Genomic DNA, 24,198 nt, shown 5'->3' with positions numbered 1-24,198 from the left:
AGATGTTTATTCCTACAAAAAAATTCAATGAAATCGATTAATTTCTAATATCTATTCCTGTCTAGCTTTAAATAACATCTACATGAAATTTCTCTCATGCCAATAGCAGAAAACTTTCCAGAAGGCTTAGAGCCAATTGGAAAAATCTCAAACGCTGACGGTGAACACTTTCACTTTGTCTGGGGTCCAGGTAAGAAAACTAACAAAGATGGTTCCCCAGCTGAAGTATTAGCAGACTCTGATGTAGTTGCTGCATATGCTGCAAGGGGTGAAGAGCATGTTCCTTTAGGAGTTAGTGGAACAATGGTAGCAGTTGACTGGGATTCTTGTGTTGCAGATGGTGCTTGTATTGAAGCATGTCCTGTTCAAGTTTTTCAGTGGTACAGAACTGAAAAAGATATTCCTGCAATAAAGGCAATCAATGAAACATTTGCAGGAACTGGTAGCTCTGTCAAAGATGAACGAAAAGATCTTACTGACAAAGCAGATCCAATTCGAGAACATGATTGTATCTGGTGTATGGCATGTGTATCAGTTTGTCCTCCTCAAGCTATCAAGGTTGATCAGTCAAACTTGGAAGCACACGAGAAAGCGGCTGGAACTTTTAAAAAGATGGAATCTGGTTCTTCAAATCCACACGCACACGATTAGAAAAATTATTTTCTTTCCTTTATTTATTGAAATTTTTTACTAAATTTTTCAAATTCTGCGATTGATTCGTATTTAGTCTCCACTAATTTTGTCTAGCTTTAAATAATATTTTGAAATAATCCATTACATGCCAATAGATGAAAAATTTGTTGAAAATCTAGAAGTAGTTGGTAAGACAATACACGCAGATGGAGAAAATAAACACTTCATTTGGGGTAATGGCAGAACTGACGGTGAGGCATTTTCTAACGATGATGTCAAAGCAGCATATGAAGCACGTGGAGAAGAACAAGTTCCACTTGGTATCCACGGAACAACAGTCGCAGTTGACTGGGATTCTTGTGTTGCAGCAGGTTCTTGCATGAGTGTTTGTCCAGTTCAAACCTTCCAATGGTATAGAACAGAAAAGGATATTCCTGCAAAAGATGTCAATGGTGCAACTTTTGAAGGAACCGGTCTAACTGAACAAGACGAACGTCTAGATTATACAGACAAATCAATGCCAATCAGAGAACATGATTGTACACAATGCATGGCCTGCCAAGAAGCATGTCCAACACATGCAATCTTGATTGAACCATCATACCAATCATATCATGAGAAAGCAGATGGTTCATTTGTAGAGATGAAAAGCGGCTCTGCAAATCCACACGCACACGATTAAAGAAAATCTTTCTTTTTTCTTCTTTTTAATTTTGGATTATTGCTTCATCAACAAATTTTAATCACTAATTTCCAACTCTTTTCGCAGAGGTCGCCTAGCTCGGTAGGGCGCGGGCCTTGAGAGCCTGTGTGCGCAAGCATACGGGGGTTCAAATCCCTCTCTCTGCGCTTTTAATTTTCTATTCTTCCTAACTCTGCTAACAATGCAGATAACTGAATTTCTGGATTCGCTCCCACTAGAATTCTATAATCATATTTTGCAATAACCTCTAAAATGTCTGATAATTTATCATGTTTAGATTTGAAAACTGCAGAGTTTAGATATTTTAGAAAATCAGATTCGGACATTCCATAAACTTTGATGAGTTCAATCATTTTTTCTCTGGCCTCTGCGATTTTTCCAGTAAGTGCAGTTTTCAAAATCTCATCAACATCAGTTGTTTTTGTTAATCCTGCTGATGCTTTGACATGTTCTTCAGTAATAGCACCTATGCTGGCAGTTGCTTGCATCAAATTAATGGCATGTCTAAGATCCCCTTCTGAATAATCGTAAATTGCTTTGAGGCCCTTTTTTTCTGCCTTTACTTTTTCTTTTTTGGCAATTGTTTCAAGATGAGAAATCACATCCTCTTCGGGTATGGATGTAAACTTGAAGGTTGCACATCTGCTTTGTATAGGATCTATGATTTTAGATATATTATTTGCAATTAAGATAAATCTACAATATTTGGCAGTATCTTCAATAATCCTTCTTAAAGCAGTTTGAGCATCGGCTGTCATTTCATCAGCTTCATCTAAAATTATTATTTTGAATGGAACGTCTGCCATTCCTGCATACCGTGAGAATTTCTTTACTTTTTCCCTAACCATTCCGATTCCTCTTTCATCTGATGCGTTTAATTCTAAGGTATAATCTCTAACATAATCTCCTAGAACTTGTCTTGCGATACATAATGCAGTGGTAGTTTTTCCCACTCCTGCAGATCCTGAAAACAACAGGTGTGGCATATCCGTTGGATCTTTGATAAGAGCTTCTAAACTTCCAATGATGTCTGTCTGATTAACAACTTCAGATAGTTTTTGAGGTCTGTATTTTTCAACCCACATTCCAGTAGATGACATGAGTACACTAGGTTTGATACCCATTAATAAATCCGAATTGGTTATTGTGTAATACAGCAAATTAAAATCATCGTTTGCCAAAAACTATGCGCGATCAGCCTCTGATTAATTAGGATCAATTGATCTCACAAAATGGTGAAGAGAATTGATCGATCCGATACATGTGGAACTTTGTGACAAAAAGTGATCTTACCATGGAAATAGAAAAAGTAGAAAAATTGCATAGTATAGGATATGGTCTAAAGGATGCTAAAATTACTTTAAACCAAGATGTAAAATTCAATGTATCTGGAATTAAAATTGAAGGTGCTCAAGGTGAAGTTCTAAACCTGCCTCAGTGGATAGGAAAAACAATTGCCGATAACAATCTGGGCACTTTGGATTCTCCAGATATGATTACTGAACTAAAGCAGGCATTATCAAAAGAAAAAATGATTGGGGAATATCAACTATCTACACTAGATCCTCATTTCTATATCAAACTAAAACAAACAATGAAAGATCTTCAACGTGATGACTATAATCATGTTGAAAGTATAATGCTGGAATTGTTTAGAATGAGAAGAGGAAAACTAGTAAAACTTGCTGACTCTATTAAACTTACATCGGATCTTTACAATAAATTAACAGTTGAAGAAGTTGTATTCTTTAAATCCATTTATGAAAATAGTCAAGAATTTGAAAAACAAATTAGAGGTGGAATAAATGAGTAGAGTACAAAGTACTTACACAGAATCTGCATTATCTGATAAAGTAAAAGAATTCCTTACACGATTCAAAGACAAGTCTGGTAATTACAAGTATGTAGAAGCAATTGATGAAATGATGCCCAAAGGCGTTAAATTCATTTTAGTTGATTATAATGACTTGGTCTTAGAACCTGAAATAGAAATTTTATTTTCAGAAGATCCAGACAGAATTTTAAATGCATTCTCTAGAGCAATAAAAGAAGCTCTTCAAACAAGATTTCCAGATTATGCTGAAAAGATCAAAGATGAAGTCAGAGTTAGACTAGTAAACTATCCTTTACAACGAAGTCTCAGACAAATCAATGCTGAGACAATTGGAAAAATTACCAGTGTTTCAGGAATGGTAGTCAGAGCATCAGAAGTTAAACCACTTGCAAAAGAATTGATCTTTGTATGTCCTGATGAACATACTACCAAAGTTGTACAACTAAAAGGAATGGATGTTAAGGTTCCAGTAGTTTGTGATAACCCAAATTGTAAACAAAGAGATTTTGAGTTAAAACCTGAGTCTAGCAAATTTATTGATTTTCAAATTCTCAGATTACAGGAGCTTCCTGAGGATCTACCTCCAGGTCAACTTCCTCACTATATTGATGTGACAATTAGACAGGATCTAGTAGATAATGCAAGACCTGGTGATAGAATTATTCTTACAGGTATAGTTAGAGTAGAACAAGAATCAGTTTCAGGTGTAACTCGTGGACATAGTGGATTGTATAGATTAAGAATTGAAGGAAATAACATTGAATTTTTGGGTGGTAGAGGAGATAAAACATCGAGAAAAATTGAAAGAGAAGAGATATCTCCTGAAGATGAAAAACTCATCAAGGCATTAGGACAAAGTCCTGATGTTTATCATAGACTAATTGATTCATTTGCACCTCACATCCAAGGACAGTCTCTGATCAAAGAAGCAATTTTACTTTTGATAGTGGGTTCTAATCAAAAATCATTAGGTGATGGTAGTAAGATAAGGGGTGACATTAACGTATTTCTTGTTGGTGATCCAGGTACTGCAAAAAGTGAAATGCTAAAGTTTTGTGCAAGAATTGCACCACGAGGTCTTTACACTTCTGGTAGAGGTTCAACAGCTGCAGGACTTACCGCAGCTGTAGTTCGTGATAAAACCGGAATTATGATGTTAGAGGCCGGCGCTGTAGTTCTAGGTGATCAAGGATTAGTTTGTATAGATGAATTTGATAAAATGAAACCTGAAGATCGAAGTGCACTTCATGAAGTTATGGAACAACAATCTGCAAGTATTGCAAAAGGCGGTATTGTTGCTACACTGAATGCACGAACATCGATTCTTGCTGCAGCAAACCCTATGTATGGAAAATATGATCCATTCAAAAACATCACAGAAAATGTTAACCTTCCAATTCCATTATTGACCAGATTTGACCTGATATTTGTTGTAAGAGATATTCCTGGAAGAGAAAAGGATGAACGAATAGCTAGACATATCATTGAACTACACACTCCACAGGGTGCCGATAGAAGAAATGTAATTGATGTTGATTTGCTTACAAAATATCTAGCATATTCCAAAAGAGGATCACCAAATCTTACAAAGGAAGCAGAGGAAAAAATTCTCGATTATTATCTTCAGATGAGAAATGTAGAATCTGAGGAGATGATTACTGTAACCCCAAGACAACTTGGAGGTATAATCAGACTTGCTACTGCAAGAGCAAGATTGCTTATGAAAGATAGAGTAGAAGAGGAGGATGCTGAGCGTGCAATCTATCTTATTGAAAGCATGCTAAAAGACGCAGGAGTTGATGTAAACACTGGAAAAGTTGATTTGGGTGTCTTACAAGGAAGGCCAAGAAGTGAAGTTTCAAAGATGCAATTATTCATGGATGTTCTAAAATCTCTAGAGGGAGACAACAAGGTTGCAGTGGAGGAAAGAGAATTTGTTAAAGAACTTGAAAAAACTGAAAAGTTTACTGAAGAAGAAGCAAGAAACTATATTCGAAGAATGCTCCGCGAAGCATCTATTTATGAATCAAAACCCGGTCATTATAACCGAGTATGAAAATAGAAAAATTAGAACTTCCTAAATCTGCAATCGATTTTCTTTTAGCTGAAGGATTTGAGAAACTATACCCACCACAAGCTGATTGCATCAAATCTGGATTGCTAGGTGGAACCAGTGTTCTAGTGTCAGCACCTACTGCAAGTGGAAAAACATTGATTGCTATATTAGCAATGCTGAACTATCTTTCAAAAAACAAAGGTAAAATCATCTATCTTAGCCCTCTTCGTGCATTAGCTGCAGAAAAATTTTCAGAATTTAAAAAATTAGAAAAAATTCCATTAGGAAAAAAGATCAAAGTAGGGATATCTACTGGAGATTTTGAAAACATTGAAAAAAATTTAGAAAAAAGCGACATCTTGGTTCTGACAAATGAGAAAATGGACTCTATTATACGTCATGGGATCGAATGGATCGATGATATTGGTTTGGTGATTGCTGATGAGGTTCATTTGATCGGAGATGATAATCGAGGACCTACACTTGAAATGATTCTAACTAAACTGAAATTATTGGAAAACAAACCCCAAATTGTTGGTTTGAGTGCAACTATTACAAATTCTGATGAACTCTCTGAATGGCTTGATTGCACATTAGTGGAAAATAATTGGAGACCTGTTCCATTGTCAGAAGGTGTATGTGATGCAGGTGAGGTAGTAATGAATGATGGAACTAAATTTGAGGTTGAACGTAGCGTTAGAGGAACTCCTATTGATCTAGGAATACAGTCAGTCAAAGATGGAGGCCAATCTCTGGTATTTGCTGAGACTAGAACACGTTCAAAATCACTTGCCACCAAAGCATCAGATGCAATATCTAAATTTTTAGAAACAAAAGAAAGTAAAGAACTTGAAAAAATTTCAAAACAAATTCTTGCAAAAAATGAACATACTGACTTGGTTAAAACACTAGCAACACTAGTTAAAAAAGGAGTTGCATTTCATCATGCAGGATTAAATCAAAATTGTAGAGAAATTGTTGAATCTGAATTTAGAAAAGGGACGATAAAACTTTTGTCGTCTACACCAACTTTGGCTGCAGGTGTAAATCTACCTGCAAGAAGAGTTGTGATTTCAAACATCAATAGGTATAATGCAAAAGTTGGAGCAAATAGGCCCATCAGTGTTTTAGAATACAAACAGCTTTGTGGAAGAGCTGGTAGGCCTCAATATGATGATTATGGCGAAGCAATAATTGTTGGCAATGGTAACACTGAAGATTTGATTGAATATTACATTCATGGAGAACCAGAACCAATAATCTCAAAAATTACAGATGACAAATCACTTCGAACTCATATTCTTAGCGTAGTTGTTACTACTCCTGGAATTAAAAAAGAAGAAATTTTAGACTTTTTTCTGCAAACTCTTGGTGGACGTCAATCAAGGAAACCAACATTAAAATTTGCAATTGATATCTCATTGAGATTCTTATCTAGTCAATATTTGATTATCAAAAAAGGCGAAAGATATGCTGCAACTGAATTTGGAAAAAAGACATCTATGCTTTACATCGATCCACTAACTGCAACTTATTTTAGAGATTCAATTGAGAGTGTTTCAAAAAACAAAAAACATACTTTTGGATTTTTACATCTTATTTCAAATTGTGAGGAATTCTTTCCAAAATTCTCTATGAGGAATAAAGATTATGAAACTGCTAGTGTGATGATTGAAAATCATACTTCAGAATTATTAGAGCCAATTTCTGAATATGACTGTTCAAGGAGTTTACTTGCCCTTCAGGCGTGGATTACTGAATCATCTGAATTATCTCTATCTGATAGTCTTGGAATAGAGTCTGGTGATATGCATAGAATGGTTGAAACTGCTGATTGGCTATCTTATTGCCTACGTGAAATATCAAAACATGTAGAGAGGGCAGATCTTCTAGATGAGCTGTCTGATCTTAGAAAAAGAATAGTTTATGGAATAAGAGAGGAATTACTTGATCTGGTCAGAATAAAGGGAATAGGCAGAGTCAGAGCACGAGTCCTCTTTAAACATGGAGTCAAAACTTTAGACGATCTTGCAAAAATTCCGGTTAAAAAATTAGCAGAAATTGATAAAATTGGTTCAACCCTTGCAGATAACATAAAGACAGAATTACGAAAGGTAAGATATTGACCGAACTAACCATTCCAGCTATTCTATCATGTGCTGTTGCATTTTTTACTGTATATTTCTCAACACCTCCCTTGATCAATTATTTAGAAAAAAGAAAAATTGCTGTAAAAGATATGAATAAAAAAGAAGACGTGATGGTTGTAAGGCCAGGTGGACCTTCCATAATTTTAGGAATTATTGTGTCTGAAATTGTTTTGTATGGATTTTTCCAATCAAATGAAATCTTAGCAATAATGATTACAACTTTTCTTGCATTTTTGATTGGTTATGTTGATGATAGAAAAGTTATGGGAGGTTGGTTTAAACCTGTTACGCTTGCTATTGCTGCAACACCCATAATAATACTTGGAGCATATGATTCTGATCTGGCTTTTCCATTGTTTGGCGAAGTACAGATCCCTGTATTGTATTTGGGAGTTATTGTATTGATGATTCCAATTACTGGAAATACACTAAATTCTATTGATGTTTTAAATGGTGTCGCAAGTGGATTTATGACTATTACAAGCTTTTCTCTAAGTGTTGCATTATTTATTTTAACAAATTATGAAATGGCAATTGTTAGTCTGACATTGGCTTTTGTTTCTTTGGCCTTTTACAAATACCATAAAATTCCAAGTAAAATTTTTCCAGGTGATTCTGGGGCTCTGACTTTGGGAGCTATGTATGGCTCTATTGCAATTGTAGGACAAATAGAAATTGTGGCAGCGGTATGCCTATTGCCTGCTGTGATAAACTCCTTTTTGTTTTTATCAAGTGTAAAAAGAATTGTAGAACATAGACAAATCAAAGGAAAACCTGTAGAACATGATGAGCAGTTTAGACTAAAAGCAACTAATGACAAAACTGCTCCTGTAACACTTGTACGATTAATTCTTGCAGGTGGGCCTATGACTGAAAAGCAAGTCGGATATGCAATTTTCAAATTGGCCTTTTTTTCGGGAATACTGGGAATAATTACTGCCTTTTTGATGGGAGTACAAATTTGAAATCGGGATTGTTTGGTTTTCTATTTGGAATGTGGATACTAATTTTAATTGGTGGTGGAATCGTTGTTATGATTTTGGGTCCTATTTCCATTACTGGGTTTGGTGATCTAAATTGGTTTTTGTCGTCTGCCATTAAAGCTGTTATTGCAATAATCTTAGTTGTGATTTGGATTTTGATTTTATCAAAATTGAAAAATTGGATTTTCAAAAAAGAAGTGAGTTCTTAACTTTCTAACCATTTTTTTTGCTTTTTATCATATTCTTCTCTTGTATATCGAATTGTTGCTGGTACTCCAATTACCACAGTATTTTCAGGAACATCTCTTGTAACTACTGCACCCATTGAAACCACACTATTTTTTCCAATAGTGACTCCTGCCTTGATTACTGCTCTAGCTCCAATTATTGCATTATCTTCAATTGTCACGCCAATCATTTTATCGCACATTGGATAAGGATCGTTTGTTAAAACAGCTGCTGGTCCTATGAATACGTCGTTTCCGATTCTTGATAAAGGAGGAATGTATGCTTGTCCTTCTATCTTTGTGTTGTCTCCAATCTTTACGTTGTAATCTATATGAACAAGAGAGCCAATCTTTACATTTTTTCCAATCTCTACACCATCACCAATATATGAAAAATGCCAAATTTTTGTATTGTCTCCAATCTTTGCTTTTTCAGAAATATAGTTTGTTACCAATTATATCACAAATGCCATGGATTTGCCTTTGTAATAATTTTTTCAGGCAATTTCTCTTTGTAGTTTTTTAGAAATTCTATCTCTTGCTTTTTGTCTCTTAACTCATCGGGCAACATTATTGGAATCTCTTCTATAATTGGAAAAAATCTAGAACATTTTGTACAGAATAAAACTCCTTCAGAAACTAAATTGTCTTTTTCTTTTATCTCAAATAACTCTAAAGGATGATTTTTATCAATTGGACATGCCAAAATGTCCATCATTGTCTTTTTCATTTTAAATCCAGATAGATAGGAACACCTTTCTGACTAGATAAAAGTGCTGCCTCAGCTATTTTTGTTACATTTACTGCTTGTTGAGCAGTTACTATGTGCATGCTGTTTCCTTTGATTGCTTCTATGAAGCTTTGAATCTCTAAAAACAAGGGTTCTTTCTTTTCATTTCTGGGTATTTCTGTGTCTTCCTTTTTTTCAACTTTAACCTCTTGTGAAATAAAATCTGAAGTAACTACGGCATCTGTACATACTGCACTAAAAGTTCTGACTTTTTTTGGTGTAATCCAATTTGATGATATGATTGCTGTCTTGTTATCTTTGTAGCCTAACATGATATTAGCAAAATCTTCATGCTCATGATTAATCTGCCCTGAACGAGCAAACACCACAACTGGCATATCATCAAATAGCCAATTTGCAGTATCTATGTCATGAACTGACGTATCATAAATAATTCCGACATCTTTGATATGAAGTGGCATTCTATTTTCACGATGAAATTCTAACATTACTAATTCACCGTATTTTTTTTCTTTAAGAAAATTTTTTACAATGTCTACTGCAGGATTGAATCTTTCAATATACCCACATGTTAGTATCACTTTGTTTTTTTCTGCAAGTTGAGCTAATTTTACACCATCTTCAGATTTGTATGTCATTGGTTTTTCGACAAAAACATGTTTTTTTGCTTCTATCAATTTTGTAGCAATTTCTGCATGTGTTGATGTGGGTGTCACAACAAATGCACCATCAAACTCTTCAGTTTTTAGTAAATCGTCAAGCGACGTATAATGATTAACAGAATACATCTCACCATATTCTTTACTGCGCTCTGAGTTAGCATCACATACTGCAGAAAGAACTCCTAACTGTGATAAAATACGGGTATGGTTTTTCCCCCATCCTCCTGTTCCGATTTGAACAATCTTCATCTAATACACCGCTGTTACCCAATGAGAATACCCATCGTTCTTGTTCATTACTATGTCTGTATACTCTTGCATCATCTTTTTTGTAACATTGCCAGGTTTTCCATTCCCGATTCTTTGCCCATCCATTGAAATTATTGGAGTAATCTCTGCTGCAGTGCCTGTAAGAAAAATCTCATCTGAGATTAATAATTCACTTCTTGCAATTTCTCTTTCTTCTACTTCTAAATCTAGATCTTTGGCTATTTTGATTATTGCATCACGTGTAATTCCTTCAAGCGCTGATGATGAAATTGGTGGTGATATAATTTTTCCATCTCTTACAATGAAAATATTTTCACCTGGTGCCTCACTAACATTACCATTATGATCCAAAAGAATTGCTTCATCAAATCCATTTCTTTTTGCTTCTTGTGTTGCAATAATTGAATTAAGGTAATTTCCACCCATTTTTGCTTGGGGTGGGGTTGATTGGTCTGAGAACTTTCTCCATGATACTACTCCTGCTGAAATTCCATTCTTATCAAAAAGATCACCAAATGGAAAAGTAAAGATTACAACATGGGTAGGTGCTTTTTCTGTAACGTGTAAATTAATTCCATAATCTCCAATAAAATAAAATGGTCTGATATAACATGATTTTTTCATTTTGTTTTTCTTGCAAATTCCTTTAATTGCCTCAGTTATTTCACTGTCAGAAAAATTCAAAGAAATATTGTAAAATTGTCCAGAGCGCCTAAATCTTTTAACATGCTCATCAAGTCTAAACACAAAAAGGTTCTTTCCATTCCAGTACGCTCTGATTCCTTCAAATATTGAAGTTCCATAATGGATTGCATGAGTGGTGATTGGTACATTTGCCTTTTCTGTCAAAACATACTTTCCGTCAAACCATACAAATTTTGAAAGTGGTAGTTTCACAATTTTTTTTTGATAAATCGGTATTAATCTATTTGGTAGACCATCCTTCTTTAGGAAACTTCATTCCTGCTACCCTGGTTGTTAAATCATCCGATTCTGCAAATCTTTTAACGGTTTCCCATTCATCTTCTATGATTTTAGCAACACTGTCAGAAACATCCTTTTTCCAATCTGTATCTTTTCCAAGTGCAGCATCATACATTTTTTCTTTTACTGATGCAGCTGAAAGAACTTTTCTTTCTCCGATCTTAGGCTTTAACCTGTAAATTTTTAGCATTAATCCTTCTGCTTTGTCTCCTGTATATGAAAAGAATTCTCCTTCTACTCCTTTGAGAACTTGTCTTCGCAATTCCCAAGATTTTGGTGCAAGTAAAGGGGGAAAATATTTCTTAAATGGGGCAAAAAAAGCATAATCTTCAGTAATTATAATTGAATCTCCAAAAACAGATTCTAACATCCTTTTTCTCGTTTCAAAATTAAATGGAAAACTTTTACTATTGACTTCTTTATTTCCCATCTTGAATACTACAGGCATGACTTTAACAATATCTGCTTTTTCTTTGAGTTCTTTTATGATTTCTATGTGTGCATTTGTAACTGGATTCAGATGTGCTAGGTAAAGAGCTGTAATCAATTGCTATCTGTTAAAGAATGTCATATTTCAATGATTGATTTTTTTAATGGGGACGATGGGACTTGAACCCATGATCTCCAGCACCCGAGACTGGCAGTATACCAAGCTAACCTACGTCCCCATATGTGAAATGTATTTTACGATTTTAATTCTTTTAAAAAAATTCTATCCGTAAGATTCGTATTTGACTTCAAAACTTCCGTCTTCGCGTTTATCATGTTCAGTTACAAAGCCTTTTGGTTTTAAGAAATCCATCACACCATCAATTGTTCCTTGCCAACCACAAACGTAGAATATTGTATTTTCTTTTGTAATTTTGTCTCCAATCAATTCCTCTAGTGGTGAAATGCCATTATCTCTAGGTCTTAGAAACGTTTCAACTCTTCCGATTTGACCCGCCCATGATCTATTAAACCACTCTTGTGGTCTACTTATTGCAGCCCTGTATCTGAAATTCCAAACATCCTTTCCTTTAGCAATACTTTCATTTTCTAAACCTGTCAAAAGATCCTTGTAACTTAACTCATCAACATAACTTGCACCATGTAATATCACAATCTCTCTCTTATCCTGTATGTCATGCAAATGTTGCGCAAAGCTAACAAAAGGTGCCAGTCCTGTACCGCCACCAATACATACAATTCTTCTAGTATCTGGTTGACCGTTAGGTAATTCTTCGCTTATTAGAAGTGCTCTGCCTGTTGGCTTTAACCACAGAATTTCATCCCCTTCTTTAAGATTGAAAATTTGGGTTGTTAATCTTCCAGGAAGTGGCTTTCTAACCCATCTAATGACAAGTTCAATGTATTTCCTATTTTCAGGATGAGACGCAATTGAATATGCTCTTCTAACAATCTTGCCACCTTCAGCAGGATTTGGTAATCCTAATGTGATAAACTGACCAGCTTTGTATTCTGGAACAGGACCCTCTTTTGGAACTAGTCTAATTATTACAAGGTCTTCTTTTAACAACTGAACATATGTGACAGTTGCTTTGTTATCTACTACCATAACAATAAAACCATGAAAATTATGGTTAAATATCTTGTGCTAATTTCTCAACAGAATTTTCTCATTAAACGCTAAACGTTAATAACCAATTTGAAAAACGTTATTCGATCAGTTTTCTGATTATATGGGCCGGTCGTCTAGTCTGGTAGGATAGGTGCATGGCATGCATCGGATCAAGGGTTCAAATCCCTTCCGGTCCACTTTTTCTTTTAACACAAATCAACAGCCTTTCTAATTCAGGATCATCTTCTTTTGCAATTTCTTTAATCTTATTCTCTGGAAGAACGTCATCAATGTTTATTGCAGCTTGTAGTGCACTTTTTATTACTTCTATATTGGAATCTGTCAAACAACTTTCAATTGCATCTTTTGCATCTTTTGCTTTTAGATGTCCTAAAGCACCTAATGCACAAGATCTTACCAATGAACTTCCATCTGCTGTTAATCTTATAATCTCTGAAATTGCATTAGAGTCATTTCTATTTGCTAATACGAGAGCTGAAAATCCTCTGACATACTTACTATTTGATTTTAAACTCTTAATCAACAAATCTGAAATTTTATTTTCATTTAAAATCAAAGAACTAAATGCCTCGCCTCTTACTTGAATATCTTCATCATCTAACTTTGAAATAATTTTCTCAATTATTTGAAAATCATTGGTATGTGCCAATGATTCTAAAGTTTTGATCTTTTCATGATTTGTTCCAAAATCTAATTTCTCTAATGTTTCATCCAATAATGAAATATTCTTAGATCTGCTTAATAATGGTTAAAATTTCTACAAATCTATTTTTCTAAATTCATAATTTCCTCTTAGCTTTAAATTATCCTTAAATACCATTGACCTCATGTCAACCGAAGCCAGAGACACCATATTCATTGGTAAGAAACCATTGATGGCATATGTTACATCAACACTCATTCAATTGGCAAACTTACCAGCCGTCAACATCAAAGCTAGAGGTCTAAGCATTGGACGTGCTGTAGACGTAGCTCAAATCATTGCACGTAAAACAGAAAATGCAGGATACTCTATCGGAAATATCAAAATTGGCTCAGAATCATTAGAGTCCCAAGACGGTAGAACAAGAAACGTTTCAACAATAGAAATTGAAGTAAAGAGAAACGCAGCATAACTGCACTTTACTTGAAATTTTTTATTTTATTCTCTTTTTGAAAAACCATACTTCTTTTCGAGCTTTCTAAATTTGGATAGTTCAACCAAATCATTGAATTGATCAAAATTAACCACCTTTTGATTGAATTTTTTTGTGGTCCCAGTTTTCTTTAATTCTTGTAATATATTCATGGTTGCAAATGTGTTTGCAAACAGCACTGATAATGGATACAAAATTATCTTAAATCCTATTTTATACAAAAGTTGAGATGAATTGATAGGCGTTGCGCCTCCCTCAATCATATTTGCAACAAGTGGAGCTTTGATTGATTTTCCAATTATTTTCATCTCTTCGATTGATCTCGGCGCTTCGATGAAAACTGCATCAGCACCTGTTTTTTTATTCTGTAATCCCCTTTCAATTGCTGCATCTAATCCCTCTGTTGCACGTGCATCTGTTCGTGCAACAATAATGAAATCTTTACTTTCTCTTGCATCAATTGCTGCACCCAGTTTTTCTGTATATTCTTCTTGTGATATAACCTCTTTACCTTGCATATGCCCACATCTTTTTGGCCATCTCTGATCTTCTAAAAATATTCCAGAAGCACCTGCTGATTCCAACTCTTTAACTAATTTCCATACGCTTAATGCGTTTCCATAACCTGTATCTGAATCAACAATTACAGGAACTGAAACTGCTCTGCAAATTCTTCTTGCATTGTCAACAGTTTCCGTAGCTCCGATAAACCCGTAATCTGGCATCCCAAACAAAGTTGCCGAAGTACCATATCCTGTTTGAAACATTGCATCAAATCCAACTTTTTCGGCAATCTTTGCACCTATTGCATCATATACTCCTGGAATGACAATTGGTTTGTTTGACTTTAACATTCTACGAAAATTTTTCATGAATCTCTTTTTGTGCTGAATTATTTATGATTTTAAATCATTGAGAAATATCAGCATCTCTAGTTTCAGGATTAATCTTTGCACCTATCAAAATAATTATCGAACCAACAATTACATTCATTCCAAGTAAAATAGGGACTAACTCTCCTCCTTTGGATAGCATTGTTACCGCAATAAGCGGAGCCCATGATCCAAAAATTAATCCTCCATTATAGATAAAACCACTGGCACTGTTTCTGACTTCTGTTGGAAATCTTTCAGACAAAAATGCCGGAATTGGTCCAAATCCAGTTGTTGCAACAATTATCAAAATTATTGTGTATACTATTCGCTCATAAGCAGAATCTGCATTATACAATCCAAAAAATGTAGGTATTGCCAAAACAATTGCGGTCATTGCAAAAACTGCTATGGTTTTTTTCCTTCCAATTCTCTGACTAAGATATCCTGTAAAAATTTGGCCAAACAATGATGTTGATGTTCCCACAATCATCAACATTATACTTCCGATTTTCCAATTTCTACATAATTTTGTAAAAATGTTGGATAGAATCCAATTGATGTATAATATGCATACATCAAACCTGTCATTAGAATCAAAGAGAAGATGAATTTTTTTCTTCCATCCTTATTTGCAAGTAATTTCTTTAGAGGTGATTTTTCAGTCTTTTTCTGTTTTTGTTTTGCAAGCCATACTTCTGATTCATTCATTCTAAATCTTACAAATAATGCAACAAGTCCAGGGATTATCCCTGTGAAGAACATAACTCTCCACCCTATCTTTACAAATTCATCTTCTGGGAAAATTGACACAGCTCCAAAGAAAACAACTGATGCAATAACAAATCCAAAATTAAAACCACTCTGCAAAAATCCTGAAAGAATGCCTCTTTTTTCTTTAGGTGCAGTTTCCATTGTAATCACTGCGCCGCTTCCCCATTCTCCTCCTGCAAAAAATCCCTGCATGAATCTTAATCCTATTAACAAAATTGGCGCCATAAATCCAATCATTTGCCATGTTGGTAGCAATCCTGTAGCAAACGTGGCTGCAGAAAATCCCATGATTGTAATTATCATTGCTTTTTTTCTTCCACGTTTGTCTCCAAAATTACCAAAGAATGCACCACCAAAAGGACGCATGATCAGTGTTATGATGTAAGCTGCAAACGTAGCTAATAATGAAAATGTTGGATCATCAGCAGGAAAAAACAATGTACTGATTAATGGAATTACAAGTAACATCAATACAAGGTCATACCCATCAAGTGACCATCCTAACCATGAACCAAAAACTATTGATTTTTGTTCTCTAGTAAGTGATGTCAATAATTTTCTAAAAATATGGATTAATTTTTACTTTTCAACCTAGTCTATTTTAATTTCTTTTCTTTTTTTTCCTAATTTCTTTTCATCAATTTTCTTTAATTCCTCTTGCAAGAATTTCTTATATTTTTGAGTCTCTTCATCAGTCATATTTGTTATGTTTGAACTTAGTATGGAACCCATTGTTGAGATTTTTTCAAGTAAATCTATTGCTACAAATTTTCCAACATTACCAATTCTAAACAATACATCTAATTGCTTTTTTACAATATCGTTGATCTTATCTACATCTTCAGCTGTTTCTCTCCCTTTTTTTGTGAGTTGATATTTTCCATCTTTTGTCTCATCTATGAGTCCTTCATCAAGCAATCTTCCTAGTAGTGGATAGATCAATCCTGGTGATGGTTTCCAAATACCATTACTTTGTTCTACAGCATAATCTATGATTTCTTTCCCTGTATGTGGTTGCTTTTTTAACAATTCCAAAATGAAATACCTTGAAAACCCTCTGGGTACTGAACTTCCCACTCTTTGAAACCATTCAGATATCATCACTAGTGATATCACTAGTGATATATTTGAATTTTTTGCAGATTGACTATATTACTACATATTTAACCAGCCTTCTAAGAACTCTGTCTGAAAAATGGTTGATTCTATAGAATTTGATTTGATAATATGTGGTTCAGGGTTAGCTGGTTTAAGGGCTGCAATTGAGGCTGCTAGGAAAAACTCGAAGATAAAGATTGGAATCGTTTCAAAACTCCAAGTGATGCGTTCACATTCTGTTTCAGCTGAAGGTGGAACAGCTGCTGTTCTTTTCGAAGATGAAGGAGATACAATTGAATCTCACATTTATGACACTGTAAAAGGTAGTGACTTTTTAGCAGATCAGGATGTTGCCGAAAGACTCTGTATTGAAATGCCAAAACAAGTTCATCAATTAGATCATTGGGGAATGCCATGGTCTAGGAGAGAAGATGGGAGAATTGACCAAAGAGCTTTTGGTGGTTACAGCTTCCCTCGAGCAACTTATGCTTCTGATAAAGTTGGATTCTTTGAAATGCAAACATTGTATGATACATGTCAAAAATATGAAAATATTGAATATCTTAACGAATGGTTTGCCACATCAATTATACATGATGGAAAGAGATTCATGGGAATTACTGCAATTGAATTATCGTCTGGAACGTTTTACACAATAAAAGGCAAAGCTCTTATCATTGCGACTGGTGGTGCTGGAAGGCTGTACAGCTTTTCAACATATGCATTATCGTCAACACCTGATGGATTAGATATGGCCTTTAGAGCTGGAATGGCTCTTAAAGATATGGAGTTTGTACAATTCCATCCCACTGGAATTTTACCTTCTGGCATTTTAATTACTGAAGGTGCACGAGGGGAAGGAGGATATCTCTTAAACAACAAAGGTGAGAGATTCATGAAAAAATATGCTGCAGGAAAGATGGAACTCGCTCCTAGAGATATTGTTTCTCGTTCCATGATGACTGAAATCAATGAAGGTCGTGGATTCAAACATGAAACAGGAGTTGATTGTATGAAACTTGACTTACGTCATTTAGGTGATGAAAAAATTAAAGAAAAACTTGGAGGGATTAGAGAAATCTCCATTAAATTTTCAGGCATTGATCCTGCAGAAGAAATTCTAGATGTTAGACCTGTATGCCATTACATGATGGGAGGAATACATACTGATATTGACGGAGCAACTGAATTGCAGGGTGTTTGGGCTGCTGGTGAGGCTGCATGTAATAGCACTCATGGTTCAAACAGACTAGGTGCAAATTCTACTTCTGAGTGTATTGTTTGGGGAAAGATTACAGGAGAATTAGCTGTTGACTATATTGAAAAAGGAGTTCCTGATACTCCATGGCCTCATCATTTAGTTGCATCTGAAGAAAAGAGAATTTATGATGGAATTTTCCGCGGAAACGGCGATGCCAACCCATATGAAATTCGTCAAGAACTCACTGATACAATGAATGAAAAAGCATATGTCTATAGAAATGAAAAAGATCTAGTTGACGGTCTTAAGAAAATCCGTCAACTAAAGGAACAAACTTGGAAACATGTTGATGACAAGGCAAAAGAATACAATACGAATTTCACAAACGTTATGGAGCTTGACTCTATGCTTAGGACTGCTGAAGTTGTTTTAATTGGTGCAATTAATAGAAAAGAATCTCGCGGTGCACATGCAAGAACTGATTACACTAAACGTGATGATGCAAACTTTTTGCATCATACTCTAGCGTATTTTGATCCTCAAGAACCAATAATGAAAACTCATCCCGTAACAATAACTAAGTATCAGCCAGTGGAGAGAAAATACTGATGAACCCACATGATGAACATAAAGAAGGAATTGGCGGAATGGCCAACCCTGGACGATATGGGATAGAAAGAGTTGCCTATTGGTTAATGCGATTAACTGGTCTTGGATTGCTAGGATACTTTGTGGCTCATATTTATGAAACAAGCAATATTTTGAAAGGAAGAGTTGGTTGGGAAGAATTTTTAGATTTAACTCAAACAACTGAAGGTCATATTTTCATGACTCTGGTTATTGGCATGTGTGTATTTCATACTGTTAATGGTATTCGTGTAATGTTAGGACATGGTGGAGTTGGTGTAGGTAAACCTGCAAGACCTGATTATCCGTACCTTCCAGCATCACAAAACTCAAGACACAAAATAGGAATCTATTCTGCAATTGTTCTTGCAGCAATTGCGATGATGTACGGAATGGCCGTAATGTTTGGTGAGTAAAATGAGAGAAAGTCATATCATGAAAATCCACTATGGGACTGCTTTGGCAGCTATTGGACTAGTAGCTGTACACATTTTGATGCGTCTTACTCAAGGCTTTGCAGAATCATTAGAATATGAAAGTGTAATAGCAAATTATAGATTCTTACCTTATGCAGGATTATTGGAAATCATACTAATCTTGTTATCTGTTCATGGATTTAACGGTCTAAGAGTAATTCTGTTAGAATTAAAACAGGGCAGAGCATATGAAAAAGCAGTGTCTTATGGTTGTGTTGCAGCAATGATTGGATTGATTGCATATGGTTCCAGAACTATCTTTATGACGAATATGGGGATGATATAAAATGGCACAAGCTTACGAAATAGATGAAAAAAAGAGTTCTACATCAAAGACTGTCACATTACGTATTGCAAGATTTAACCCCGAAAAGGATTCTGCTACAACCTTTATGGATTTTACAGTTAATGTTGAAAAATGGACTACTGTTTTAGAAGCAATTTTAGATGTAAAACAACATTTTGATCATTCAGTTGCTGTAAGATACTCTTGTAGACAAGCAACATGTGGCTCTTGCGGCATGGTAATCAATGGAAAACCACGACTTGCCTGCTTTACTAAGATCTCAGAACTAAACTCTGACACTGTGACAGTTGAACCAATGCATAACTTCCCAATAATCAGGGACTTGGCAGTAAGATTTGACAGGCTGTTTAACACACATCATAAAGTCAAACCCTATCTGATTAGAGATGATACAGAACTTGTTCAAGATGAAAAAGAATTCTTACAATCACCAGAAGAATTGGAACAATTCATTCAGTTCTCAAACTGTATCAAATGTGGATTGTGTAACTCTGCATGTCCTACGATGGCAACTGATTCCTCATTTGTTGGCCCTCAAGCTTTAGCTCAAGCGTATAGGTATGTTGCTGATAGCAGAGACAAAGGAAAAGATAACAGATTAAAGATTATCGATGAATCTCACGGTATTTGGAGATGTCATTTTGCAGGCTCTTGTAGTCAGGTATGTCCTAAGGGAGTTGATCCAGCAATGGGAATTCAACTGCTTAGAGGATATATGCTCGGTTTCAGAAGTTAATTCTGCTTTTTAGGATTTGGGCTGTTATTTACCTGATTGTTGATTTGTTCTGCCATAAAATGATTTGAAACATTGACTTTGACATCATCAATCCCGTCAACCTTTAACAAATTATCATGAATGTCTTGGCATATCTTAAATCCAAAAACAGCAGGACAAAATGGACTTGTAAGATGCAAATCAACTTTGACATTGCTGTTATTGATGTCAACTTCATCAATCAATTCCAAATCCGTAATTGTTGTGTTGATTTCTGGATCTACAATTTTTGATAGTTCATCAAAGATTTTGACTCTTAGTTGTTTGATATCTTGACTCATGTGGGCAAAAGCGTCGATGCTATATATAACCATTCTAGAACCTTAGATGATGTATCGTTCACGTCTTGGAAATGATTTGAGTGATATTACTTTGGATTATGTGTCATCAATTGATGATGATTCTGAAATTGCACTATATGACATACTTGGTAGTCAAGCACATGTCTTAATGCTGTATGAAACTCAAATCATTACAAAAACAGATGCAAAAAAAATTCTATCTGCACTAAATGATCTTAAAAAAGAAAAATTTGACTCATCTTCTGGCGCTGAGGATATTCATGAATTAATTGAAACTCTGGTTATCAAAAAAGCTGGAATGGCAAGTGGAGGAAAAATGCACACTGCCCGCTCACGAAATGATCAAGTTGTACTTGACATCAGAATGAAAATTCGTGATGATATCAATATTCTGTGCAGTTGTATTGTAGATACAATTGAAGCACTTGTATCTCTTGCAAAAAATCATCAAAAAACTGTGATGCCATTATACACCCATTTGCAGCAAGCTCAAGCAGGAGTTTTTTCACATTACCTGCTTGCACATGCAGATGTTTTGTTTAGAGATTTTGAACGTCTGTCTGCCACATTTGAACATGTTAATCAATGCCCTCTTGGTGCTGGACCTGTAGGGGGAACAAGCATTCCAATTGATCGACACAGTACTGCATCGATGTTGGGTTTTGATGGAATTGTAGAAAATTCTTTGGATGCTACAAGTAGCAGAGATTTTGTTGCAGAGTACATCTCAATGATTGCAATTCTAATGACAAATCTTAGCAAAATAGCTGAAGACTTTGTAATCTGGTCCACCTCTGAATTTTCATTTATTGAATTAGCCGATGAGTTTACATCACCTTCAAGTGTTATGCCTCAAAAGAAAAACCCTGATATTTTGGAACTAACACGAGGTAAAACTGCTGAGGTAATAGGAAACCTTACTGCAATTCTAACAACAATAAAGGGATTGCCATCTGGATATGGACGCGATTTGCAACAAGTAAAATCTTCTATCTGGTCTAGCTCAAAAATTTCGATTAGTGCATTGTTAATTTTCAAATCTATTTTACTGACATTACGTGTTAATGAAAAAAATATGAAAAAAGCAACTGAATCAAGTTATCTGATTGCATTGGATATTGCTGAAAATCTTGTTCAGAAAGGAATCCCATTTAGGACAACACACAAGATTGCTGGAGGTCTAGTACAAATTGCATATGCCTCAAAGAAATCGCTAAGCAAACTTGATCTTAAAGAAATCAAGAAAGCTGTTGAAGGAACAAAAACCGATCCAACCCTTGTTCAAGAAATAATTCAAGATACTACAATTTCTTCATCTCTGAAAGAACGAAAATCCTTTGGCTCTTCAGGATATTCTGAACAGAAAAGAATGATTGGTGATAGAATGGAAAAAATCAATTCATACAGGGTAACTTCTACAAAAAGAATCAACGACATTTCAAAAATATTTGAAAATCTATCGAAAAAAGTAGAAGAAATAACAAGATAAGGCGGGTCTAGAGGGATTCGGACCCTCGACAACCGGATTAAAAGTCCGGTGCGCTACCTGGCTGCGCCATAGACCCTTAACAAAAAATGCTTGACGTGTATAATTTAGTCTTTTACAAACTTTTTTGATTTGACAGAAACTTTTAATCTGGCAATCTGCCCCAAAGAATCCGTGCCCTTGTAGTATAGCCCGGTCTAGAATTCGGCCCTGTCACGGCTGAGACGCGTGTTCAAATCCCGCCGAGGGCGCCATTCTTTTTAATTTAATTCCTTACGCATTTTACATTATTCATAGAATCTCTCATTTTTTCATTAAATTTCTATAAACAACCTTGATTGTCCGATCTGCTTTTGATTTCACAGAAACTCTGTATCATAACAAGAAATTTCCAAGATTTCTTACAAGAATATTAAAATTCAGGCAATTTTAGTAAAATTTGATGTCTGAAGAAAAGAAAGAATCTGAAGTTAAGGCAACTACAGAAAATTCAGCATCGGTAGAAGAAAAAAAACAAGATACTGTTGAGAAAAAAACAGAAGCAGACAAGGCCCAGGAAGAAGCAGACAAGGCCCAGGAAGAAGCAGACAAGGCCCAGGAAGAAGCAGACAAGGCCCAGGAAGAAGCTGCTACTGTTTCTAAAGCCGCAGCTGAGGCAGAAGCAGCTGCAAAAGCCGCTGAAGAAGCAGAAGCAGCAGCAAAGGCTGCCTTAGAAAAAGCTGCCGAGCTTAAAGCTGCTGCTGAAAAAGCTGCTGAAGCAGAATTCAAAGCAATTGCAGAAGAAGTTAAAGCAGAAGCTGCAAAAGGACCTGATTATACTTTCAAACGTCAAAGTGAGGAAATCTTTAGACGAGATATGGGTGAACCTGAATTTTGGTTAGAAAAAGATGAACGTTTCCCAGTACCAATTTTGTCACAAGAACAACAAGAAGAGCTTACGAGAAAAGCAGAGATTCCAATTGATAACACCCCTGTATATAATCCTGAAAATGTTCTTAGTCCTGAATATGGCGGTGTGTCAAATTATGAAATTGGTGTTGGTAATTTTCTAGAAGAAACTAGACAAAAACTTGCAAAACTAAAGAAAGATCCTGAAGCAACAGAAAAAGATATTTCTGATGCGAAACATGATTTAGAATATTTAGAATCTTTACATGAGAATTATTATCTTGGAATGAATGTTTTCCGAACAGCTAAAGGTGGAAGAAACAAAATTAATGCATAGGTGATGAAGATGAGTGAAGTAAAATTTGATGTTTTAAATGCAAGAGTAACTTTCAAGAATATTCCATTACATGCACTTGCTAGATTTGCATTCAAAGATGTCAAAACCGCATGTGAATCATTCAAAAACATTGAAGGAGTAGATGAATGTATAATCATCCAAACTGCAAGTAGAGTTGAAATATTCACTGTTAGTAACGTAGAAACTGAAGATAGTCCTGATGCAAGAAGAACTGAAGGTAAAGCTCTTGTACTAAATAAAATCAAAGAAACATGGGAACAAAATTCCAACTTAACACCAAATGATATTGATCACTTTGATCAAACACTTGAAGTTTACAAAGGCGATGATGTCTATCTTCATTTGCTTAGATTATCTTGCGGTTTGGATTCTGTAGTTGTTGGAAAACAGGAAATATTCAATGAAATTAAAGAGTCTTTGGCAAACGCAAAACAAGCCGGCTTTTCTGGTAAGATTCTAAATAAATTATTTGAAAGTGTTATTCGCCTTGCAACTACCATTAGAGATTCTACTGAAATTGGTAAGAATGTAGTGTCTTTGGGTGATGTTGCGTTGAGACTGATTGATGAAAAAGCAGGCCTTGACGCAAAAAAGAAAGTTCTGTTAATTGGCACAGGTGAATCTGCAGCTATGGTTGCTAAGAGTTTGAATAATAAGCAAATTCCATTTGAAGTAACAAGTAGAACCATCGACCGTGCTACAAATTTCTCTCAGATTCTTGGTGGAAAACCAATTGATTTTCACGATGTACTGGTAGGATTTGATAAATTTGATATTATTATTGTTGCAACCACTGCGGATTACTTTGTAATCACATATGACAGAATAAAATTAGTTATGGAAGAAAAGAAAAAAGGGACTTTGATTTTGGATATATCTGAACCAAGAGCTGTCGATGAAGGAATAACTGCATTACCGGGAATTAAATTGCTATTCAGGGATCAGGTGGCAGAAATTTATGAAGAAAATGTAAAAACTCGCTCGGGAATTGTCCCCGCGGTTGAAAAAATTATTTCAAAAGAAGTCCCAGTATTATCTGCATCAATGAAACGAATCTAAAACT

At 35.2% G+C, this 24,198-nt stretch carries 28 protein-coding genes and 5 tRNA genes; 18 read left to right on the top strand and 15 right to left on the bottom strand.

Annotated elements, in window-relative coordinates:
• Window positions 1–96: 96 nt before the first annotated feature.
• From NsoK4_RS07685 to NsoK4_RS07675, 3 genes are all read left to right on the top strand, one after another.
• Window positions 97–651 (top strand): ferredoxin family protein, encoded by a 555-nt coding sequence (locus tag NsoK4_RS07685; RefSeq protein ID WP_211686712.1) that lies wholly within the window; start codon window positions 97–99, stop codon window positions 649–651.
• Between the two features lie 127 nt (window positions 652–778).
• Window positions 779–1,315 (top strand): ferredoxin family protein, encoded by a 537-nt coding sequence (locus NsoK4_RS07680; RefSeq protein WP_211686710.1) that lies wholly within the window; start codon window positions 779–781, stop codon window positions 1,313–1,315.
• An 83-nt stretch (window positions 1,316–1,398) separates the two neighbouring features.
• Window positions 1,399–1,482: transfer RNA gene (locus NsoK4_RS07675), tRNA-Ser, on the top strand.
• A gap of 3 nt (window positions 1,483–1,485) precedes the next feature.
• Here NsoK4_RS07675 and NsoK4_RS07670 read toward each other — a convergent pair.
• Window positions 1,486–2,436 (bottom strand): replication factor C small subunit, encoded by a 951-nt coding sequence (locus NsoK4_RS07670; RefSeq protein WP_211686708.1) that lies wholly within the window; start codon window positions 2,434–2,436, stop codon window positions 1,486–1,488.
• A gap of 194 nt (window positions 2,437–2,630) precedes the next feature.
• Between NsoK4_RS07670 and NsoK4_RS07665 the strand changes: the two genes are divergently transcribed.
• Genes NsoK4_RS07665 through NsoK4_RS07645 form a run of 5 tightly spaced genes read left to right on the top strand, consistent with a single transcriptional unit; the run spans window position 2,631 to window position 8,568 of the window.
• Entirely contained in the window at window positions 2,631–3,149 is a 519-nt protein-coding gene (locus NsoK4_RS07665; protein WP_211686706.1) for a DNA replication complex GINS family protein, read from the top strand.
• Window positions 3,142–5,226, top strand: coding sequence for a minichromosome maintenance protein MCM (locus NsoK4_RS07660; RefSeq protein WP_211686704.1), 2,085 nt, complete (start codon window positions 3,142–3,144; stop codon window positions 5,224–5,226). Before NsoK4_RS07665 ends, NsoK4_RS07660 begins: the two co-directional genes overlap by 8 nt.
• Window positions 5,223–7,352, top strand: a complete 2,130-nt coding sequence (locus NsoK4_RS07655) for a DEAD/DEAH box helicase (protein ID WP_211686702.1) — start codon at window positions 5,223–5,225, stop codon at window positions 7,350–7,352. The genes NsoK4_RS07660 and NsoK4_RS07655 overlap by 4 nt, the downstream gene beginning before the upstream one ends.
• Window positions 7,349–8,341 carry a glycosyltransferase 4 family protein gene (locus tag NsoK4_RS07650; RefSeq protein WP_211686700.1) on the top strand — a complete coding sequence of 331 codons (993 nt, stop codon included), beginning with the start codon at window positions 7,349–7,351 and terminating at the stop codon, window positions 8,339–8,341. The genes NsoK4_RS07655 and NsoK4_RS07650 overlap by 4 nt, the downstream gene beginning before the upstream one ends.
• The gene (locus tag NsoK4_RS07645; RefSeq protein ID WP_211686699.1) at window positions 8,338–8,568 is read left to right on the top strand and encodes a hypothetical protein; all 231 of its coding nucleotides are present in this window, start codon (window positions 8,338–8,340) and stop codon (window positions 8,566–8,568) included. The genes NsoK4_RS07650 and NsoK4_RS07645 overlap by 4 nt, the downstream gene beginning before the upstream one ends.
• Here NsoK4_RS07645 and NsoK4_RS07640 read toward each other — a convergent pair.
• The 7 genes from NsoK4_RS07640 to NsoK4_RS07610 all read right to left on the bottom strand — a co-directional run bounded on the left by NsoK4_RS07640 (window position 8,565) and on the right by NsoK4_RS07610 (window position 12,811).
• The gene (locus NsoK4_RS07640; RefSeq protein ID WP_211686697.1) at window positions 8,565–9,041 is read right to left on the bottom strand and encodes an acyltransferase; all 477 of its coding nucleotides are present in this window, start codon (window positions 9,039–9,041) and stop codon (window positions 8,565–8,567) included. The genes NsoK4_RS07645 and NsoK4_RS07640 overlap by 4 nt on opposite strands.
• A 5-nt stretch (window positions 9,042–9,046) precedes the next feature.
• Entirely contained in the window at window positions 9,047–9,316 is a 270-nt protein-coding gene (locus tag NsoK4_RS07635; protein WP_211686695.1) for a Trm112 family protein, read from the bottom strand.
• Entirely contained in the window at window positions 9,313–10,248 is a 936-nt protein-coding gene (locus NsoK4_RS07630) for a Gfo/Idh/MocA family protein (RefSeq protein WP_211686693.1), read from the bottom strand. Before NsoK4_RS07630 ends, NsoK4_RS07635 begins: the two co-directional genes overlap by 4 nt.
• Window positions 10,249–11,166, bottom strand: coding sequence for a branched-chain amino acid transaminase (locus NsoK4_RS07625; RefSeq protein WP_211686691.1), 918 nt, complete (start codon window positions 11,164–11,166; stop codon window positions 10,249–10,251).
• 28 nt (window positions 11,167–11,194) lie between these two features.
• The gene (locus NsoK4_RS07620) at window positions 11,195–11,800 is read right to left on the bottom strand and encodes a hypothetical protein (RefSeq protein ID WP_211686690.1); all 606 of its coding nucleotides are present in this window, start codon (window positions 11,798–11,800) and stop codon (window positions 11,195–11,197) included.
• Window positions 11,801–11,847: 47 nt separating this feature from the next.
• A tRNA-Pro gene (locus NsoK4_RS07615) sits at window positions 11,848–11,921 on the bottom strand.
• A gap of 44 nt (window positions 11,922–11,965) precedes the next feature.
• Window positions 11,966–12,811: a ferredoxin--NADP reductase gene (locus tag NsoK4_RS07610; RefSeq protein WP_211686688.1), complete on the bottom strand. Its 846-nt coding sequence runs from the start codon at window positions 12,809–12,811 to the stop codon at window positions 11,966–11,968.
• A gap of 126 nt (window positions 12,812–12,937) precedes the next feature.
• On the opposite strand from NsoK4_RS07610, the gene NsoK4_RS07605 reads away from it, so the two are divergent.
• Window positions 12,938–13,011, top strand: a tRNA-Ala gene (locus NsoK4_RS07605).
• Here NsoK4_RS07605 and NsoK4_RS07600 read toward each other — a convergent pair.
• On the bottom strand, window positions 12,993–13,550 hold the full coding sequence (locus tag NsoK4_RS07600) for a HEAT repeat domain-containing protein (RefSeq protein ID WP_211686686.1): 558 nt from the start codon (window positions 13,548–13,550) through the stop codon (window positions 12,993–12,995). The two genes, NsoK4_RS07605 and NsoK4_RS07600, sit on opposite strands and share 19 nt — an antisense overlap.
• A 112-nt stretch (window positions 13,551–13,662) precedes the next feature.
• Between NsoK4_RS07600 and NsoK4_RS07595 the strand changes: the two genes are divergently transcribed.
• On the top strand, window positions 13,663–13,950 hold the full coding sequence (locus tag NsoK4_RS07595) for a DNA-binding protein (protein ID WP_211686685.1): 288 nt from the start codon (window positions 13,663–13,665) through the stop codon (window positions 13,948–13,950).
• Between the two features lie 26 nt (window positions 13,951–13,976).
• Here the strand turns inward: NsoK4_RS07595 and NsoK4_RS07590 are convergent, their stop codons facing one another.
• The 4 genes from NsoK4_RS07590 to NsoK4_RS07580 are packed head-to-tail and all read right to left on the bottom strand — an operon-like array spanning window position 13,977 to window position 16,718.
• Complete coding sequence (locus NsoK4_RS07590; RefSeq protein ID WP_211689012.1) at window positions 13,977–14,825, bottom strand: oxaloacetate decarboxylase; 849 nt, start codon at window positions 14,823–14,825, stop codon at window positions 13,977–13,979.
• A gap of 55 nt (window positions 14,826–14,880) precedes the next feature.
• The gene (locus NsoK4_RS10050; protein WP_249111193.1) at window positions 14,881–15,354 is read right to left on the bottom strand and encodes an MFS transporter; all 474 of its coding nucleotides are present in this window, start codon (window positions 15,352–15,354) and stop codon (window positions 14,881–14,883) included.
• The gene (locus tag NsoK4_RS10045) at window positions 15,342–16,169 is read right to left on the bottom strand and encodes an MFS transporter (RefSeq protein ID WP_249111042.1); all 828 of its coding nucleotides are present in this window, start codon (window positions 16,167–16,169) and stop codon (window positions 15,342–15,344) included. Before NsoK4_RS10045 ends, NsoK4_RS10050 begins: the two co-directional genes overlap by 13 nt.
• A gap of 39 nt (window positions 16,170–16,208) precedes the next feature.
• The gene (locus NsoK4_RS07580) at window positions 16,209–16,718 is read right to left on the bottom strand and encodes a PadR family transcriptional regulator (RefSeq protein ID WP_211689010.1); all 510 of its coding nucleotides are present in this window, start codon (window positions 16,716–16,718) and stop codon (window positions 16,209–16,211) included.
• A 94-nt stretch (window positions 16,719–16,812) separates the two neighbouring features.
• Between NsoK4_RS07580 and NsoK4_RS07575 the strand changes: the two genes are divergently transcribed.
• From NsoK4_RS07575 to NsoK4_RS07560, 4 genes are read left to right on the top strand one after another with little or no spacing between them, the layout of a single operon-like run.
• The gene (locus tag NsoK4_RS07575; RefSeq protein WP_211686683.1) at window positions 16,813–18,525 is read left to right on the top strand and encodes a succinate dehydrogenase/fumarate reductase flavoprotein subunit; all 1,713 of its coding nucleotides are present in this window, start codon (window positions 16,813–16,815) and stop codon (window positions 18,523–18,525) included.
• The gene (locus NsoK4_RS07570) at window positions 18,525–18,959 is read left to right on the top strand and encodes a succinate dehydrogenase (protein ID WP_211686681.1); all 435 of its coding nucleotides are present in this window, start codon (window positions 18,525–18,527) and stop codon (window positions 18,957–18,959) included. Before NsoK4_RS07575 ends, NsoK4_RS07570 begins: the two co-directional genes overlap by 1 nt.
• Before the next feature lies 1 nt (window position 18,960).
• Window positions 18,961–19,305: a succinate dehydrogenase gene (locus NsoK4_RS07565; RefSeq protein WP_211686679.1), complete on the top strand. Its 345-nt coding sequence runs from the start codon at window positions 18,961–18,963 to the stop codon at window positions 19,303–19,305.
• Window position 19,306: 1 nt separating this feature from the next.
• Complete coding sequence (locus NsoK4_RS07560) at window positions 19,307–20,062, top strand: succinate dehydrogenase/fumarate reductase iron-sulfur subunit (protein ID WP_211686677.1); 756 nt, start codon at window positions 19,307–19,309, stop codon at window positions 20,060–20,062.
• Here NsoK4_RS07560 and NsoK4_RS07555 read toward each other — a convergent pair.
• Window positions 20,059–20,382, bottom strand: a complete 324-nt coding sequence (locus NsoK4_RS07555) for a metal-sulfur cluster assembly factor (RefSeq protein WP_211686675.1) — start codon at window positions 20,380–20,382, stop codon at window positions 20,059–20,061. The genes NsoK4_RS07560 and NsoK4_RS07555 overlap by 4 nt on opposite strands.
• 49 nt (window positions 20,383–20,431) lie before the next feature.
• On the opposite strand from NsoK4_RS07555, the gene argH reads away from it, so the two are divergent.
• Window positions 20,432–21,892, top strand: coding sequence for an argininosuccinate lyase (argH, locus tag NsoK4_RS07550; RefSeq protein ID WP_211686673.1), 1,461 nt, complete (start codon window positions 20,432–20,434; stop codon window positions 21,890–21,892).
• Between the two features lie 2 nt (window positions 21,893–21,894).
• Here argH and NsoK4_RS07545 read toward each other — a convergent pair.
• A tRNA-Lys gene (locus NsoK4_RS07545) sits at window positions 21,895–21,968 on the bottom strand.
• A gap of 97 nt (window positions 21,969–22,065) precedes the next feature.
• On the opposite strand from NsoK4_RS07545, the gene NsoK4_RS07540 reads away from it, so the two are divergent.
• The 3 genes from NsoK4_RS07540 (at window position 22,066) to NsoK4_RS07530 (ending at window position 24,194) form a co-directional block, all read left to right on the top strand.
• A tRNA-Asp gene (locus NsoK4_RS07540) sits at window positions 22,066–22,143 on the top strand.
• Window positions 22,144–22,331: 188 nt separating this feature from the next.
• On the top strand, window positions 22,332–23,114 hold the full coding sequence (locus tag NsoK4_RS07535; protein ID WP_211686671.1) for a hypothetical protein: 783 nt from the start codon (window positions 22,332–22,334) through the stop codon (window positions 23,112–23,114).
• A 9-nt stretch (window positions 23,115–23,123) separates the two neighbouring features.
• On the top strand, window positions 23,124–24,194 hold the full coding sequence (locus tag NsoK4_RS07530; protein WP_211686669.1) for a glutamyl-tRNA reductase: 1,071 nt from the start codon (window positions 23,124–23,126) through the stop codon (window positions 24,192–24,194).
• Window positions 24,195–24,198 lie beyond the last annotated feature (4 nt).

Origin of the sequence: Nitrosopumilus sp. K4 (assembly GCF_018128925.1) — an archaeon.
Lineage (GTDB): Archaea > Thermoproteota > Nitrososphaeria > Nitrososphaerales > Nitrosopumilaceae > HKST03.
Note: the sequence above shows the minus strand (reverse complement) of the source record. Positions and strands in the feature narration are given on the sequence as shown.

Excerpts from the sequence above, each read along its gene's own strand:
- NsoK4_RS07535 (WP_211686671.1), top strand. The coding sequence starts at position 22,332 with ATGTCTGAAGAAAAGAAAGAATCTGAAGTTAAGGCAACTACAGAAAAT.
- NsoK4_RS07580 (WP_211689010.1), bottom strand. The coding sequence starts at position 16,718 with ATGATATCTGAATGGTTTCAAAGAGTGGGAAGTTCAGTACCCAGAGGG.
- NsoK4_RS07660 (WP_211686704.1), top strand. The coding sequence starts at position 3,142 with ATGAGTAGAGTACAAAGTACTTACACAGAATCTGCATTATCTGATAAA.
- NsoK4_RS07530 (WP_211686669.1), top strand. The coding sequence starts at position 23,124 with ATGAGTGAAGTAAAATTTGATGTTTTAAATGCAAGAGTAACTTTCAAG.
- NsoK4_RS07635 (WP_211686695.1), bottom strand. The coding sequence starts at position 9,316 with ATGAAAAAGACAATGATGGACATTTTGGCATGTCCAATTGATAAAAAT.
- NsoK4_RS07670 (WP_211686708.1), bottom strand. The coding sequence starts at position 2,436 with ATGTCATCTACTGGAATGTGGGTTGAAAAATACAGACCTCAAAAACTA.
- NsoK4_RS07570 (WP_211686681.1), top strand. The coding sequence starts at position 18,525 with ATGAACCCACATGATGAACATAAAGAAGGAATTGGCGGAATGGCCAAC.
- NsoK4_RS07665 (WP_211686706.1), top strand. The coding sequence starts at position 2,631 with ATGGAAATAGAAAAAGTAGAAAAATTGCATAGTATAGGATATGGTCTA.
- NsoK4_RS07655 (WP_211686702.1), top strand. The coding sequence starts at position 5,223 with ATGAAAATAGAAAAATTAGAACTTCCTAAATCTGCAATCGATTTTCTT.
- NsoK4_RS07590 (WP_211689012.1), bottom strand. The coding sequence starts at position 14,825 with ATGTTAAAGTCAAACAAACCAATTGTCATTCCAGGAGTATATGATGCA.
- NsoK4_RS07565 (WP_211686679.1), top strand. The coding sequence starts at position 18,961 with ATGAGAGAAAGTCATATCATGAAAATCCACTATGGGACTGCTTTGGCA.
- NsoK4_RS07560 (WP_211686677.1), top strand. The coding sequence starts at position 19,307 with ATGGCACAAGCTTACGAAATAGATGAAAAAAAGAGTTCTACATCAAAG.
- NsoK4_RS07630 (WP_211686693.1), bottom strand. The coding sequence starts at position 10,248 with ATGAAGATTGTTCAAATCGGAACAGGAGGATGGGGGAAAAACCATACC.
- argH (WP_211686673.1), top strand. The coding sequence starts at position 20,432 with ATGTATCGTTCACGTCTTGGAAATGATTTGAGTGATATTACTTTGGAT.
- NsoK4_RS07555 (WP_211686675.1), bottom strand. The coding sequence starts at position 20,382 with ATGAGTCAAGATATCAAACAACTAAGAGTCAAAATCTTTGATGAACTA.
- NsoK4_RS07680 (WP_211686710.1), top strand. The coding sequence starts at position 779 with ATGCCAATAGATGAAAAATTTGTTGAAAATCTAGAAGTAGTTGGTAAG.
- NsoK4_RS07595 (WP_211686685.1), top strand. The coding sequence starts at position 13,663 with ATGTCAACCGAAGCCAGAGACACCATATTCATTGGTAAGAAACCATTG.
- NsoK4_RS07575 (WP_211686683.1), top strand. The coding sequence starts at position 16,813 with ATGGTTGATTCTATAGAATTTGATTTGATAATATGTGGTTCAGGGTTA.
- NsoK4_RS07685 (WP_211686712.1), top strand. The coding sequence starts at position 97 with ATGCCAATAGCAGAAAACTTTCCAGAAGGCTTAGAGCCAATTGGAAAA.
- NsoK4_RS07610 (WP_211686688.1), bottom strand. The coding sequence starts at position 12,811 with ATGGTAGTAGATAACAAAGCAACTGTCACATATGTTCAGTTGTTAAAA.